Here is a 14983-nt window from a genome sequence, read left to right as displayed (position 1 = left end):
GGGCGATGGCTGCAAGCAGCGCCGCTTTGCGGCGCATCGCTCGCTTTTACGGAAGAGAGGTGGCTTTGGCGAGCACGGCCTTGGCCCGTTGCAGGGCCATACGTGCCCGTTGTTCGCCACTGATACCCTGCTCCAGCAACTGGCGGGTCGGTATTTCCAGGCTCAGCGGCACGTTCGCTGGCAGAGCACGCAGCAACCCTACGAGGTCGGCATCGCCGTCGCCCGGAAAGCGCCGTTCGTTGCGCGCCTGGCGCAGGATTTCATCCATGTCATCCGGTACCGGGCCCGCCACATCACACAACTGGGCATAGCGCAGGCGCTCGGGTGCCAGCGTGGCTAGGTCTGCCAGCGCCGAAGCCGAGCGGTTGAAATGGAAGGCATCCACCAATACACAGGCATTGCCGCGATCAGCATTGGCCACAACGCGCATGGCCTGGCGCAGGTCACGCACCTCTGTCCAGGGCATGAACTCCAGATGCGGGTAAATGCCGTAGTCTGCGGCCAGGTCACACAAGTGCGCAAACCGTTCGGTTAGCCGCGACTCGTCAGGGTCGTTGCCCGCCACCAACAATTCGGTACCGCCCAGCTCCGCGCCCACGTCGAGAATGGCCTTGAAGTCCGCCACGCAGGTATCCGGCTTGAGCCGCAGAATCTCCAGGTCCAGCACTTTGGTGCCGGTGTCGCGCAAGCGCGCCTGGGTTTGCCGACGCAGGCTCGCGTCGGCCACCAGCGGAAAGTGCTGTTCCTGCTCTGTCGCCGGCACCAGGCGCAGGCCTACGTGGCTATACCCCGCACGGGCAGCGGCTTCCACCATGTCCGGCGGCGACAGCTCCAGTACCGTAAGCGCTGCTAGGGAAAAAATTCGATCCGTCATTTTGCTTCACCGTCAATAAAGAACACGCCCGTCAGGCGATCAATTCTGGAGCACAGGCCCGGCCGCTGGCGGCTGCCCGGCGGATAGCGTCGACCAGTGCCAGGGTACGCCCACCATCGGCCGCATCAGTCAACGGGGCCTGCTCGCCACGGGCCACGCGCACGAAATGCTGCAACTGAAGGGTCAAGGCTTCGCCAACCGGGATACTTTCCTGGCTTTGCAGCAATGGCGTGTGCCACCCCGCCCCCGCCTGGGCGTAATGCCAATGCTTGAGCTGCGGAATGCTCAGTGAGCCCCGGGTGCCCGCCAGCAGGTAGCACGGCTGATCCGGCTGACGTGGGTAAACCGGGCTTTCACCCGAGTCCAGTTCCCAACTCCAGGGCGCCGCCACAGCGTCCGAACCGGTCAGGCTGCCCAGGGCGCCGTTCTCGAACTGCAGCAGCACGGCCGCGCTGTCTTCATTGGCGAAACCGCGCACATCGTTGCGGGTGAAAGCCTGCACCTGCACCACTTCACCGCACAGGTAACGCAGCAGGTCGAGGTCGTGAATGAGATTGGTCAGGAGAAAGCCCGCTCCCGGCTCGCGTCGCCACGCGGTGTCGAAGTAGCTGTCAGGCTTTTGCAGTTGCCACATGGCCGTAACGTTGATCAGCCGGCCGAGCGCGCCGTCGCCAATGACCTGATGGGCCTTGGCGATCAGCGGGTTGTGCCGGCGGTGGTGCCCGACGAGAACGGGCACACCCGTGCGCCGTGAGGCCTCCACCAGGGTGCGGACTTCATCCAGGTGCACACCCACCGGCTTTTCCACCAGCACAGGCACCCCCGCCTGCACACAGTCCAGGGCCGTCAGCACGTGCTGGTTGTTGGGGTTGGCGACAATCACGGCCTGCGGCTGCACCTTGTCGAGCATCACGCGGTGGTCCGCGAACCAAGGTACTGCGCATTCAGCAGCGAACGCCTCGGCCTGTGGGCCGGGGTCTGCTACCGCGCACAGTTGCGCGCCTGGCACATGCTGCAGGTGCTGGTAGTGCTGGCGGCCCATGATGCCTGCGCCGACCAGCGCGATACGAAGGGGTGAGCTCAACGGAAGGTCCTCGGTGCATTATTATAGGTTTTCTGGAACATTGTTCCGGATTCAATAAAAAGCACTGTAGAACTTCGTTCCTGATTTCAACACCCCTGCCATCAGACATTGTTCGGTAATCGACCAGTAAACGCCTCAGGCAAACAGCTCGCTGGCGGGGCTTGCCACCGACAGCTCCTGGGCCGCCGCCAGCAACAGTGGCGCTAGCTCGGCCAAGCGCCCTGGCGCAAGCCGTGCACTGGGCCCGGCAATGCTCAGCACGCCGATCACCCCCAGGTCGCTGGGGCGTCGAATTACAGCCGCCAGGGCAGACATGCCCACTGCGGACGTTTGCTCCACCCAGGCGTAGCCCCGCTCCCTGGCCTGGTGCAGGTAGCCGAGCAACTGGTCCATGGAGCGCGGCGCGTTCGGCCCAAACTGTTCGGGGTCGGCGATGCCCTGGCGCAGCACCATCTGCACGGCCTGCTCGTCCTCCAGGCTGGCCAGCCAGGCATGCCCGGAGGCGGTATAGAACAGCGGCGCGTCACGGCCCATGTCCGGGTCGTAGCGCAGGCCGGAGCGCGCGCCCTGGGATTTTGCGATCCACACTTGGCGGGCACCGTCGATCACCCCAAGGCGCACCAGTTCGCCACTGTCCTGGGCCAGGCGGTCAAGGATTGGCTGGACGATGTCGGCACCACTGCTGCCCAGGTAGCGGAAGCCCAGCGCCACCAGCTTGGCCGACAACTGGTAGCGGCTGGTGTCACGGTTCTGGCGCACGTAACCCAGCCGCACCAGCTCGGTAAGCATGCGGTGAGTGGCGCTTTTGGGAATACCCAGGCGATCTGCAAGGGTTTGCAGGGCCAAACCCTGGGGCTCCCCGGTAAGGCTTTCGACAAGGCTGAATGCGCGCTCGATTTGACTGCCGGCCATAGGGAGTGTCCTGAAAAAGGGAACGAATTGTGAAAGATGATTCCATGTCGATAAAGGCGCGTGCAGTGTTGAACGGGTCGATTCGACCGATTATCGCCCATAAAACGCGGGCTTTGACGCTCCGCTACTTGCGGCCAATGCCGGCCCTCATAAAAATATGGAATCAAGTTCCAATAAAATACAGGAATCTCGCGATGTCTGCCGCGCCCGTTGAAACCGAATGCGATGTACTGGTCATTGGCTCTGGTGCTGCCGGCCTGGCGGCTGCCGTTACGGCTGCCTGGCATGGGCAACAGGTGGTGCTAGTGGAAAAGGATGACGTGTTCGGCGGGGCCACCGCCTGGTCCGGGGGTTGGGCCTGGGTACCGCGCAACCCCTTGGCGCGGCGTGCCGGCATCGAAGAAGACATCACCCAGCCACTGACGTATCTGCGCCATGAACTGGGCGCGTTCTACGACGCGGAGCGCGTCGAGGCCTTCCTGCACGCCTGCCCGCACATGGTGGCGTTCTTCGAGCAGCACACAGCGCTGCAGTTCGTGGACGGTAATGGCATCCCCGACATGCATGGCGATACCCCAGGCGCGGCACAGGGGGGGCACCAGGTGATTGCTGCACCCTACGACGCCCGCGAAGTCGGCGCGCTGCTGCCGCGCCTGCGCAAGACGCTGCGCGAAACCTCGTTCATGGGGATGCCCATCATGGCGGGGCCAGACCTGGCCGCATTCCTCAACATGACCCGCTCACCCAAAGCGCTGCTGCATGTGTGCAAACGCTTCGGCCGCCACCTCTATCACCTGGCCCGCTACGGCCGGGCCATGCACCTGGTCAACGGGGTGGCGCTGGTTGCACGCCTGGCCAAGTCGGCGCAGGACCTGGGTGTGCGCCTGCAGGCATCGTCGCCGGCCAGGCACCTGCTGATCGAGCAAGGCAGGGTCTGTGGCGCATCGGTCACCACACCTGATGGTGAGCAACGCATCCGCGCCCGCGCCGTGGTGCTGGCCGCGGGCGGGTTCCCCCACGACACCGCACGCCGTCAGCAATTATTCCCCCGCGACAACAGCGGCCACGACAACCTGGCCCTGCCCCCCAAGGGCTGCTCAGGCGATGGGCTGCGCCTGGGTGAGTCGGCGGGCGGTATCGTTGCCACCGACTTGAAGTCGCCCGTGGCCTGGGCGCCGGTCTCCCAGGTACCGCACAGCGACGGCAGCATCGGCCACTTTCCGCACATCATCGAGCGAGGCAAGCCGGGCATCATCGGCGTGCTCGCCAACGGCAAGCGTTTCGTCAACGAAGCGCACGGTTACTACGACTACGTATCTGCGATGGTGGCGGCGGTACCGGAGGATCAGGAGGTGTGCTCCTGGCTCCTGTGCGACCATCGGTTCATTCGCCGTTACGGCTTGGGCCATGCGCGCCCGGCACCGCTGCCGCTGGGCCCACATGTACGCAGCGGCTACCTTAAGCGGGCTGCCACCCTCGAGTTGCTGGCGCAGGCATGCGGGATCGACCCTGCGGGGCTGCGCGCGACGGTGGATGCCTTCAACCTGCATGCCCGCACTGGCCAGGACCCGGCCTTCGGCCGCGGCTCGACACCGTTCAACCGCAAGCAGGGCGACCCGCAGCACAACGGCGCGAACCCCTGCGTGGCCCCTATAGAACATGGGCCGTTTTACGCCGTCAAAGTCAAACCAGGCTGCTTTGGCACGTTCGCCGGCCTGCGCACCGATGGCAGTGCCAGGGTGCTGGACGCCAACGGGAAACCGGTCGAAGGGTTGTACGCAGCGGGCACGGACATGGCCAGCATCTTTGGCGGCTGGTACCCCTCAGGGGGCATCAACCTGGGGCCGGCGCTTACCTTCGGCTACGTGGCAGGCCGGCACATTGCCGGTGCCACCGCGTATGAACAGCCAGCGGCAGCCAACGGTTCAGACATGCTGGGTAAAGGCGCCGCCCGCTGAGGCGTCCAGCCGGTTCTGGCACCACGCGCCCGTGGTGCCACCGGCCTGCCCTGGGCTTCGCGCAAAGACCCTGCGCATGGCCGTGCAGATCGGCGAATCGGCCAGCGCCAGGTTCGCCAGGCACTGCTCTACGTGCTGCAGGTGCGCCTCCAGCCGTTGGCGCACCTCACGCTCACCACACATGGCCAGCAGGGTGGACTTGCCCTGGTCCAGGCCGGTGCTCTTGCCGCTGGCCGGGTCACGGTCGTGCAGGTCATCGTGCAGTTGAAACGCCTGGCCCAGGGCGTCGGCCAGGCGGTGCAAGCAGGCCAGCTGCGCAGTGCCGGTACCGGCCAGCCGGCCTGCCATGCCCAACAGCGCGGCGAACAACGCGCCCGTCTTGAGCTGGTTGGTCTCGGCGATTTCCGCCGCCGTGCGCGGGCGCGCGCCATCGCGCAAATCCTGTAGCTGACCCTTGACCAAGCCCTCGCTGCCGATGGCAGCGGTGAGGGTCACCACCAAATCGCTGCGCACTTCCGGCGCCACCGTCTGCAGCCCGGCGACCACGCCAAAGGCGCGCGACAGCAATGCAATCGCCGTCAGTACCGCTACATCCTCACCGAAGGCCAGGTGCAGCGTTGGCCGGCCACGGCGCAGCGCTGCGTTGTCCATGCAAGGCAGGTCGTCCAGCACCAGGGAGGCCGCGTGCACCATCTCCACGGCGCAGCCCAGGTCAAGCGCTGCCTGCGGGCAAGCCCCCAGGCCCGTGGCCGTGAACAGCAGCAAAATGGGCCGCAGGCGTTTGCCCGGTGCCAATGTGCAGTCACGCATGGCCGCCGCGACCAGGTCCCGTTCATGCCCTGCGGGTGGCAACAAGGCGGCCAGCCGGGCTTCGATGGCGGCATGCGCTGCAGCCAGCTGGTGATCGTGGCCGGCGTCGGCGGCGCTGAGCGTGGGGGCTGTGGTCGTCATCCTTGCCTCGCGAAGTGGGCGGCCCATTGACCGTAGTAGAAAAGGAACGACTGATGCACGCCGTTGCCTGATGCTGTGCCAATTTTCAGCTTAGCTATACAAAGCGCGTCGCGTTGTACAAGTTGTCTGGCTCATGCACACAGACCGCACGCACCGCAGGATGATTCCCTGGCAATGGAGCCGGCATGAACAAAAGCCCGTTGAGTCAACGCAAGGACGATCACCTGGATATCGTCCTGGCCAACAGCAGCGCCAGCCACGGGGTCGACCCGGGGTGGTCGGCGCTGCGTTTCGAGCATTGCGCCCTGCCTGAAATGGCACTGGACGACGTAGACCTGGGCACCCAGCTGTTCGGTATGCCCCTGCGGGCGCCGTTGCTGATCAGCTCGATGACCGGAGGGGCGGAACGGGCCCGTTTTATCAACCATCACCTGGCCGAAGCAGCCCAGGCACTCGGCGTTGCCATGGGGGTGGGCTCCCAGCGGGTCAGCCTGCGCACCGGCCAGGATCAAGGCCTGACCGGTGAACTGCGCCGGCTGGCACCTGATACACCGCTGCTGGCCAACCTGGGCGCTGCACAGTTGCGTGAGCCCGATGGCCTGGACCTGGCCCGGCGCGCCGTGGACAGCTTGCAGGCCAATGCGTTGATCATCCACCTGAACCCTTTGCAGGAAGCCGTGCAGCCCGAGGGGGATCGCAACTGGCAGGGTGTACTGGCGCACATCGAGCACTTGTGCCGGCATCTACCGGCGCCCGTTGTCATCAAGGAGGTAGGGGCTGGCATCTCCCCGGCAGTGGCACGCCAGCTGAGCGATGCAGGCGTCGCGATGATCGACGTGGCAGGCGCCGGTGGCACCAGCTGGGCTGCCGTGGAAGCCGAACGCACCCAGAATGCCGCCGATCACGCGGTGGCGATGGCGTTCAGCGGGTGGGGCATCCCCACGGCGCAGAGCCTGCTGGCGGTACACCGCGCCGTGCCCGGTATCGGCCTGATCGCCTCGGGCGGTGTGCGCGACGGGGTGGATGTGGCCAAGGCCATCCGCCTGGGCGCCGACCTGGTGGGCCAGGCCGCCGGGGTGCTGACCGCGGCCATGGCGTCAACCGAAGCGGTGGTGACGCACTTCGACGTGATCATCCGCCAACTGCGCATCGCCTGCTTCTGCACCGGCTCGCAAAACCTTGCCCAGTTGCGTCGGGCACGCCTGGTGCCGCCGCGCCTGGACCTGGCATGAGCCACTTTGCGGTCGTTGCACCGCCCTACCCCAGCCACTTTGCGGCCATGCAGGCGCTGGGCGCCGAGTTGGTCGCACGCGGGCACCGGGTGAGTTTTTTCCATCAGCCTGAAGCGCAGCGCTGGGTCAGCGATACGCGGCTGGGTTACGTCGAGGTTGGCCATGCCGACTGCCCGCCGGGTAGCCTGGACCACGCCATGGGGCTGGTGGCCAGGCCAACCGGGCCGCTGCAACTGCGCCAGCTGATCCGGCACCTGGCCCAGACCACTGCCATGCTGTGCAAATGGCTGCCTGCAGCGCTGCGGGAACAGCACGTGGATGCGGTGATCTGCGACCAGATGGAGCCCGCAGGTGCACTGGCCGCCGAACATTGTGGGCTGCCGTTCTTCTCGGTTGCCTGCGCATTGCCGATCAACCGGGAGCCCGGCCTCCCGCTGCCCGTCATGCCCTTCAACCATGGCCTTGACCCGCGCATCTACGAAGGCAGTGAGCGCGTGCATGACTGGCTGATGCGGCCCATGCAGCATGCGCTGGAACAGGCATGCCTGGCGCTGGGCCTGCCAGCACGCCAGGCGGCCCACCAGTGCCTGTCGCCCTTGGCCCAGTTGAGCCAGACACCCTCTAGCCTGGACTTCCAACGGCAAGGGCTACCCGCACACTTCCATGCGGTGGGCCCATTGCGCAGCGCACCTTGCACTGCAACACCCGACTGGGCGTTCGACGCCGGCAAACCACTGGTATTCGCCAGCCTGGGCACCCTGCAAGGTCACCGCTTCGAGCTGTTCGCGCGTATCGCCCAAGCCTGCCGCCGCCTGGATGCTCAGCTGCTGGTTGCCCACTGCGGCGGGTTGAGCCCGGCACAACAGGCAAGCCTGCTGCAACTGGGCGCCACCCTCGTCACCGATTTCGCCCCCCAACACTGGGCCGTGCGCCAGGCCAGCGTGGTGGTCAGCCATGGCGGCCTGAACACCGTGCTCGACACGGTGGCGGCTGGCACCCCGCTGCTGGTCATCCCCATCGCCTTCGATCAGCCTGGCGTGGCTGCGCGCGTGCGCTACCACCGGCTCGGTGAGGTGCTGTCACGCCATGCCGGGGTCGGCCCCATCACCGCTGCACTGGGGCGGCTGCTCAGCCAGCCAGCCCCCACACACCCCGCGCTGCAGGCCGAACTCGCCACCTGCGGCGGCGTCCAGCGCGGCGCTGACATCCTTGAAACCGCATTACGCAGCGGCAAACCTGTGCTGCAGGAGGGCAACCTGTGCGCCATGACCTGATTCTGCTGGGCGGCGGCCTGGCCAATGGCCTGATTGCCTGGCGCCTGCAGCAACTGCGACCGGAACTGCGCGTGCTGTGCCTGGAGCAAGCCGCCGAGCTGGGTGGCAACCACACTTGGTCGTTCCATGATGCCGACCTGACGCCACCGCAGCAGCGCTGGCTGGCACCACTGGTGGTCAAGCGCTGGCCGGCCTATCACGTGCACTTCCCGGCTTTTTCGCGGTGCCTTGCCAGTGGCTACGCCAGCATCACCAGCGAGCGCTTCGCCCAGGTCATCACCCCTGCCCTGGGCTCCTCCCTGCGCACGGGCTGCCACGTAACCGAGGCTCGCCCCGACCAGGTCACCCTGGCCAGTGGCGAAACCCTGCAGGCCAACGTGGTGCTGGACGGGCGCGGCATTCAGCCCAGCCCGCACCGGGTACTCGGCCAGCAGGCGTTTCTCGGCCAGGTGCTGCGCCTGACCGCGCCCCACGGCTTGCAGGCCCCCATCCTGATGGATGCCCGGGTGCCGCAAGGCCAAGGCTATCGCTTTGTTTATGTACTGCCGTTCAGCAGCGACACCCTGCTGGTGGAAGACACCCACTACGTGGACCGCCAGGCACCGGCCCCCGAGCAGTTGCGCGAACATATCGGCGCCTACCTGCAACAGCGCGGCTGGCACATTGCCGAATGCCTGCGCGAAGAACAAGGCGTACTGCCCATCACCCTGGCCGACGATTTTCCCGCCTGGTGGGCGGCGCAGCATCGCCAGCCTGCGGTCGGCCTGCGTGCCGGGCTGTTCCACTGCACCACCGGCTACTCGTTGCCGGACGCGGTACGCCTGGCTGACTGGCTGGCCGCCCAACCACTGGACAGCGCAGCCTCGCTGGCCGAGGCGCTGGCCGGCTACTTGGAACAACGCTGGCAAGACCAGCGCTTTTACCGACTGCTCAACCGCATGCTGTTCCTGGCCGGGCGACCGGACCAGCGCTGGCGTGTGATGCAACGCTTTTACCAACTGCCCGAAGGTTTGATTGCCCGGTTCTATGCGGGTCACAACACCTGGCGCGACCGCCTGCGCATTTTGTCTGGCAAGCCGCCAGTGCCGGTCGGTGAGGCCATCCAGGCCGCCTTGCGCCATTCTCCAGCCCATTTCAAGGACCCTTCATGAGCAACGAACGATCCGCTTTGGTTGTCGGCGCAGGCCTGGGCGGCCTCGCCCTGGCCATTCGCCTGCAGGCTGCCGGCGTACGCACCACCCTGCTGGAGGGGCGTGACAAGCCGGGCGGGCGCGCCTACGTCTATCACGACCAGGGCTTTACCTTCGACGCCGGCCCCACGGTGATCACCGACCCGAGCGCCATCGAGGCGCTGTTCACCCTGGCCGGGCGCCCCATGCAGGACTACGTGCAATTGCTGCCAGTGGCGCCGTTCTACCGCCTGTGCTGGGAAGATGGCCGCGCCTTTGACTATGGCAACGACCAGGCCGAACTGGAGCGCCAGATCGAAGCTTTCGAGCCAGCGGATGTGGAGGGTTACCGGCAGTTTCTGGCTTACTCCAAGGACGTTCTGCAGGAGGGCTACATCAAGCTCGGCGCGGTGCCCTTCCTGTCGTTTCGCGACATGCTCCACGCTGGCCCGCAACTGGCGCGGCTGCAAGCGTGGCGCAGCGTGTACAGCATGGTCGCCAAGTTCATCAAGGACGATCAACTGCGCCAGGCGTTCTCGTTCCACGCCTTGCTGGTCGGCGGCAACCCGTTCGCCACTTCATCGATCTACACGCTGATCCATGCCCTGGAGCGTACCTGGGGCGTGTGGTTCCCCAAAGGTGGCACCGGCGCCCTGGTGCAGGGTATGGCCAAGCTGTTTACCGACATGGGCGGCACGCTGGAGCTCAACGCCCAGGTGGAGGCCTTCGAAACCCAGGGCAGCCGCGTGACCGGCGTGCGCACCCGTGACGGGCGCCGCTGGGAGGCACACGCGGTGGCCTCCAATGCCGACGTGGTGCACACCTATGCCGACCTGTTGGGCGGGCACCCCCGCGGCACCCAGGAGGGCAAACGGCTCAAGGGCAAGCGCTTCAGCAATTCACTGTTCGTGGTGCACTTCGGCCTCAAACGCCCCCAGCCCCACCTGCGGCACCACACCGTGTGCTTCGGCCCGCGCTATCGCGAGCTGATCGACGATATCTTCAACGGCTCCACCCTGCCTGATGACTTCTCGCTGTACCTGCATACCCCCTGCGCCACCGACCCCAGCCTGGCGCCCGAGGGCTGCTCGAGCCACTACGTGCTCGCGCCGGTGCCGCACATGGGCAATGCCGCGATCGACTGGGAAGTGGAAGGCCCACGCTTGCGGGACCGTATCCTGCAGTACCTGGAGCACCACTACATCCCCGGCCTGCGCGACGACCTGGTCACCTGCCGCATCTTCACCCCGCAGGACTTCCACCACGAGCTCAACGCCCACGTAGGGTCGGCCTTCTCGCTGGAGCCGTTGCTGACCCAAAGCGCCTGGTTCCGCCCGCATAACCGCGACAGCCAGGTGAGCAACCTGTACCTGGTGGGCGCTGGTACTCACCCGGGCGCCGGGGTGCCCGGTGTGATCGCTTCGGCCAAGGCCACCGCCGCCCTGATGCTGGAGGACCTGCACCCATGACCCCGGCCAGCCATGACGCGTTGCTGGCCCACGCCGAACACAGCATCGCGGTGGGCTCCAAGAGCTTCGCCGCCGCCTCTCGCCTGTTCGACGCGCAAACCCGGCGCAGCGCAGTACTGCTGTACGCGTGGTGCCGGCACTGCGACGATGTGATCGATGGACAGCAGGCGGGCCACGATGCGGTGGTACTGACACCTGAGCAGGCCCGCGAACGCCTGGCCACACTGCAGTTGCAGACCGACGCCGCCTGCGCCGGCCGGCCGGTGCATGACCCGGCCTTCGCCGCCTTGCAGGAGGTGGTGCGCCGCCACGGCGTCACCCGGGACGAGGCATTCGCCTTGCTGGAGGGCTTTGCCCAGGATGTCTCGGGCTGCCGCTATCAGACCCTGGACGAGGTAATGGGCTACTGCTACCACGTGGCCGGCGTGGTCGGCCTGATGATGGCAAGGGTGATGGGGGTTCATGAACAACAGGTACTGGACCGGGCCTGCGACCTGGGCCTGGCCATGCAGCTGACCAATATCGCCCGGGATATCGTCGACGATGCCCGGGTGGGCCGCTGCTACTTGCCAGCCACCTGGCTGGCTGAGTTCCAGGTACCCGCCCAGGCACTGGCCGACCCCCGCCACCGCCGCGCCGTGGCAAGCATGGCCCAGCGCCTGGTGGCCGAAGCCGAGCCTTACTATGCCAGCGCCCAGGCGGGGCTGACAGCACTGCCGCTTCGCTGCGCGTGGGCCGTGGCCACCGCTGGCCAGGTGTATCGGCGTATTGGCCACAAGGTGATGCGGGCAGGCACCGACGCCTGGGACGGGCGCCTGTCCACCACACGGTTGGAAAAGGTGGGCGCGTTGCTCAGTGGCCTGTGGCAGGCCCTGATCCGGCGGCTGCATCGCCACCCTCGGCGGCCTGCGCAGCTGTGGCAGCGCCCTTGCGGCGCAGTGGCCCATCATGATGAGCACGCAGTTGCCGACGCAGCCGCTCGATAGACGGCGCGTACAGGAAGCCGAACGAGACGCACCCCTCTTTGCCCGGTACCGCGTGATGCAACAGGTGGGCCTGGTAAAGCCGCTTCAGGTAGCCCCGGCGCGGCACCACCTTGAACGGCCAGCGCCGGTGCACCAGGCCATCGTGGGCCACGAAATACAGCAGGCCGTAGGCAGTCATGCCCGCGCCTACCCATTGCAGCGGGTACCACCCGGCGTTGCCCAGGGCGATCAGGATGATGGCCAACACGGCAAACACCACCGCATACAAGTCGTTCTTCTCGAACAGGCCAGTGCGCGGCTCATGGTGCGAGCGGTGCCAGCCCCAGCCGAAGCCATGCATGATGTACTTGTGCGCCAGCCAGGCAACGGCTTCCATGGTTGCCAGGGTGCCGAAGAAGGTCAGCAGCGTAACGGTCATGCTTGCGCTCCGGGCGATGTCGGACAGCGAGGGCGTCCGGTGGTGGATAGTGCAGCTAAGAGTACGAGGGGGCGTTCAGTGTTCCATCACAGCGCTGCCCAAACGGTGTTCATGCTGCCAATCGGCAGTCTCACACAGGATCCCGTATGCTGCCAGGGCAGTGAAACGGGTTTAGCCAAGGTTGCTCATGTATTCCTCAGAACGCCTGAAAGGCATCGATGTGTTCGTTACCGTAGCCGACCTCGGCAGCTTCACGGCAGCCGCCGAGCGGCTGAACCTTACCGGCTCTGCGGTGAGCAAGAGCATTGCCAGGCTGGAGGCGCGCCTGGGCACGCGGTTGTTCAACCGCACCACTCGCCGGCTGGCACTCAGCGAAGCCGGCGTGACGTTTTACCGCACCTGCACCTGCGTACTGGCCGACCTCGAAGAGGTGGAGCACGCATTGCTGGCAACAGGCGACCAGCCCCACGGCAAGGTACGCATCGAGCTGCCGGCGTCCTACGGGCGCCTGCATGTGTTGCCGCTGATCCTCGACTTCATTCGCCTGCACCCTTTGCTGCAGCCCCATGTGTCGTTCTCGGACCGTTTCGTCGACCCGGTCTACGAAGGCATCGACATCGTGGTACGCATCGGCGGCCCCGACACCTGGCCAGCCGCGCTGGGGCACCAGTATTTCGGTGCACAGCGCCTGGTGTTCTGCGCAGCGCCCGCCTACCTGGCCGAGCACGGCGTACCCCAGCACGAGCGGGAGCTGGAACACCATCACTGCGTCGGCTATGGCCATACCGACGGCCAGGTCAGCCCCTGGTTGTTCAAGGGCCGCCAACCGGGCGAGATGGAGCAACGCACGCTGCAACCGCGTATCGCGGTGGGCGATGGCGAGGGTGAGGTCGCGGCCGTGCTGGCCGGCCATGGGATCGGTCAGTTGCCCACCTGGCTGACCCAACGGCACCTGGACCGGGGTGACCTGGTGGAAGTGCTGCCAGGGCTGGCGACCGACGGCCTGCCGATGAACCTGGTATGGCTGAAAAGCCGCGAAGCCCTGCCCAAGGTACGGGCGTTGCTTGACTACCTGCTGGCGCGGCTGGCGCCACACGGCACACGGCCAGGGCCGTCAGCCTGAGGTGCAAGGCCCCGCACCAGGGGCACCAGCAACAGCGCCAACAGCGCCACCGCTGCGGCCACATAACCCAGGTTTTCGATGCCAAGGCCAGGAATGGCCAGGCCACCCAGCACGGCCCCCAAGCCGATACCGGCATTGGCTGCGGAAACGTTGGTGGTACCCGCCAGCGCTTGAGCGTGGTTTACCGACGCCATCACCCGGACCTGGCTGATGGGGTACAACGCGGTGTTGGCCACGCCCCACACCGCCAGCGCCAGGCAAAACAGCACGCCCATATGTGCCAGCGGCACCAGTGCTGCCATGCCCATGGCCAGCAACGCCAGAAAACCGGCAGTGGCCATAAGCGCCGAACGCTCCACCGCCCGGCCACCGGCCCAGTTGCCCAGCAACCCGACCGCCCCGAAGCCCATCAGCCACCAGCCGGTGTGGGCTGCCGGCACGCCGGCGACGCGCTGCAGCAGGTCGGCCAGGTAGGTGTAACCGGTGAACATGGCGGTAAACACCACCACTGACAGCAGCACGTTGGCGAGGAAGAAACGCTCGGTGAAGATCCGCGCCTGACGGGCAAAATCCACCTTCGCCGTACGGGGCACCTGCGGCATCCACACCCACATGGCCAAGGCCATCAGCAGCGACAAGCTGGCCAGCATCCAGAACGCGCCGCGCCAGCCCATGGCCTCAGCCGCCAGGGTGCCCAGCGGAATACCCAGCAGCATGGCTGCCGAAATGCCCAGGTATACCTTCGATACCGCACGCCCGGCGTTGCCCGGCCCGGCCAACTGGCCAGCCGTCTCGCTGGCAGTGCCCCAGAACACCGGCAGCGCCAAGGCCGGAATCACCCGCGCAATGGCCAGCACCCAAAAGCTGCCCGAGACGGCGGCCAGCGCATTGGAGGCGGCAAACAGCACGAGAATGCCGATAAACAGCCGCTTGCGGTCCAAGTGGGCCAGCAGCGCGGTCAGCAAGGGCCCCGCCAGCATGACCGTGAACGCGAACAGGGTGACCAATTGCCCAGCCATCGAAATCGACACCCCCAGGTCGCGACTGAGCGCGGGCAACAGGCCGACGATCAGAAATTCGGTGGTCACGATTAGAAAGGCGGAAAAGGCCAGGATGGCGATGCTGATCCCGGCGTTTCGATCAACGGGGGGAGCGGCAAGATCAGGTTGTGCAATAGGCATCGGTTAATACTCACGACGGTAAAGCATCAGTCTATTCATTCTCTGGCTTCTAATTGCCGGCCATATTTCACAAATTGCCTGAATCCAGATCATCAATAAACGGCTGATGTATACAACTTTTCAGATTCCTGATTACATAACCGCTCGCCTACGACGTCTGTCATCGCTGACGCGTATTGCGACAGGCTCAAGCCATGTCACTCGTACAACCCAAGAAAACACTGCTGGTCAAAAATGCTGAACTGCTGGTGACCATGGACGGCCTCCCCCGCCAAAAACCCGGCGCGGGGCCACCGGGCCGGGCGCTTTTTGCCTATGCTGCTGTCTACTGACAAGGAACCACTGTGACGAG

General features: G+C 65.9%; 13 protein-coding genes and 1 pseudogene. 8 read left to right on the top strand and 6 right to left on the bottom strand.

Annotation, left to right across the window (positions count from 1 at the left end):
- Window positions 1–46 precede the first annotated feature (46 nt).
- From IAE33_RS16950 to IAE33_RS16940, 3 genes are all read right to left on the bottom strand, one after another.
- Window positions 47–874, bottom strand: a complete 828-nt coding sequence (locus IAE33_RS16950; RefSeq protein WP_201164356.1) for a sugar phosphate isomerase/epimerase family protein — start codon at window positions 872–874, stop codon at window positions 47–49.
- Between the two features lie 31 nt (window positions 875–905).
- On the bottom strand, window positions 906–1958 hold the full coding sequence (locus IAE33_RS16945; RefSeq protein ID WP_201164355.1) for a Gfo/Idh/MocA family protein: 1053 nt from the start codon (window positions 1956–1958) through the stop codon (window positions 906–908).
- A 135-nt stretch (window positions 1959–2093) separates the two neighbouring features.
- Complete coding sequence (locus IAE33_RS16940) at window positions 2094–2870, bottom strand: IclR family transcriptional regulator (protein ID WP_201164354.1); 777 nt, start codon at window positions 2868–2870, stop codon at window positions 2094–2096.
- A 194-nt stretch (window positions 2871–3064) separates the two neighbouring features.
- On the opposite strand from IAE33_RS16940, the gene IAE33_RS16935 reads away from it, so the two are divergent.
- On the top strand, window positions 3065–4828 hold the full coding sequence (locus IAE33_RS16935) for an FAD-dependent oxidoreductase (RefSeq protein ID WP_201164353.1): 1764 nt from the start codon (window positions 3065–3067) through the stop codon (window positions 4826–4828).
- On the opposite strand, the gene IAE33_RS16930 is transcribed toward IAE33_RS16935, so the two are convergent.
- The gene (locus tag IAE33_RS16930; RefSeq protein ID WP_201164352.1) at window positions 4796–5779 is read right to left on the bottom strand and encodes a polyprenyl synthetase family protein; all 984 of its coding nucleotides are present in this window, start codon (window positions 5777–5779) and stop codon (window positions 4796–4798) included. The genes IAE33_RS16935 and IAE33_RS16930 overlap by 33 nt on opposite strands.
- Window positions 5780–5964: 185 nt before the next feature.
- Here IAE33_RS16930 and fni point away from each other — a divergent pair, with 185 nt between their 5' ends.
- From fni to IAE33_RS16905, 5 genes and pseudogenes are all read left to right on the top strand, one after another.
- Window positions 5965–7011 (top strand): type 2 isopentenyl-diphosphate Delta-isomerase, encoded by a 1047-nt coding sequence (gene fni, locus IAE33_RS16925; protein WP_201164351.1) that lies wholly within the window; start codon window positions 5965–5967, stop codon window positions 7009–7011.
- Window positions 7008–8285: a glycosyltransferase gene (locus tag IAE33_RS16920; RefSeq protein ID WP_201164350.1), complete on the top strand. Its 1278-nt coding sequence runs from the start codon at window positions 7008–7010 to the stop codon at window positions 8283–8285. The genes fni and IAE33_RS16920 overlap by 4 nt, the downstream gene beginning before the upstream one ends.
- Window positions 8270–9436 carry a lycopene beta-cyclase CrtY gene (gene crtY / locus IAE33_RS16915; protein ID WP_201164349.1) on the top strand — a complete coding sequence of 389 codons (1167 nt, stop codon included), beginning with the start codon at window positions 8270–8272 and terminating at the stop codon, window positions 9434–9436. The genes IAE33_RS16920 and crtY overlap by 16 nt, the downstream gene beginning before the upstream one ends.
- Window positions 9433–10923 (top strand): phytoene desaturase, encoded by a 1491-nt coding sequence (locus IAE33_RS16910; RefSeq protein WP_201164348.1) that lies wholly within the window; start codon window positions 9433–9435, stop codon window positions 10921–10923. The genes crtY and IAE33_RS16910 overlap by 4 nt, the downstream gene beginning before the upstream one ends.
- Window positions 10920–11852, top strand: a pseudogene (locus tag IAE33_RS16905) (phytoene/squalene synthase family protein); the annotation flags it as partial. The gene IAE33_RS16910 and the pseudogene IAE33_RS16905, both read left to right, overlap by 4 nt.
- On the opposite strand, the gene IAE33_RS16900 reads toward IAE33_RS16905, so the two are convergent.
- Window positions 11776–12327 (bottom strand): sterol desaturase family protein, encoded by a 552-nt coding sequence (locus tag IAE33_RS16900; protein ID WP_028634370.1) that lies wholly within the window; start codon window positions 12325–12327, stop codon window positions 11776–11778. The pseudogene IAE33_RS16905 and the gene IAE33_RS16900 overlap by 77 nt on opposite strands.
- 187 nt (window positions 12328–12514) lie before the next feature.
- Here IAE33_RS16900 and IAE33_RS16895 point away from each other — a divergent pair, with 187 nt between their 5' ends.
- Complete coding sequence (locus IAE33_RS16895; RefSeq protein WP_201164347.1) at window positions 12515–13450, top strand: LysR family transcriptional regulator; 936 nt, start codon at window positions 12515–12517, stop codon at window positions 13448–13450.
- On the opposite strand, the gene IAE33_RS16890 is transcribed toward IAE33_RS16895, so the two are convergent.
- Window positions 13396–14631 (bottom strand): MFS transporter, encoded by a 1236-nt coding sequence (locus IAE33_RS16890; RefSeq protein WP_201164346.1) that lies wholly within the window; start codon window positions 14629–14631, stop codon window positions 13396–13398. The genes IAE33_RS16895 and IAE33_RS16890 overlap by 55 nt on opposite strands.
- Before the next feature lie 194 nt (window positions 14632–14825).
- Here IAE33_RS16890 and IAE33_RS16885 point away from each other — a divergent pair, with 194 nt between their 5' ends.
- Entirely contained in the window at window positions 14826–14963 is a 138-nt protein-coding gene (locus IAE33_RS16885; protein WP_201164403.1) for a hypothetical protein, read from the top strand.
- Window positions 14964–14983 lie beyond the last annotated feature (20 nt).

Source organism: Pseudomonas sp. S60 (assembly GCF_016647865.1).
Lineage (GTDB): Bacteria > Pseudomonadota > Gammaproteobacteria > Pseudomonadales > Pseudomonadaceae > Aquipseudomonas > Aquipseudomonas parafulva.
This window is presented reverse-complemented; position numbering and strand designations above follow the sequence as displayed.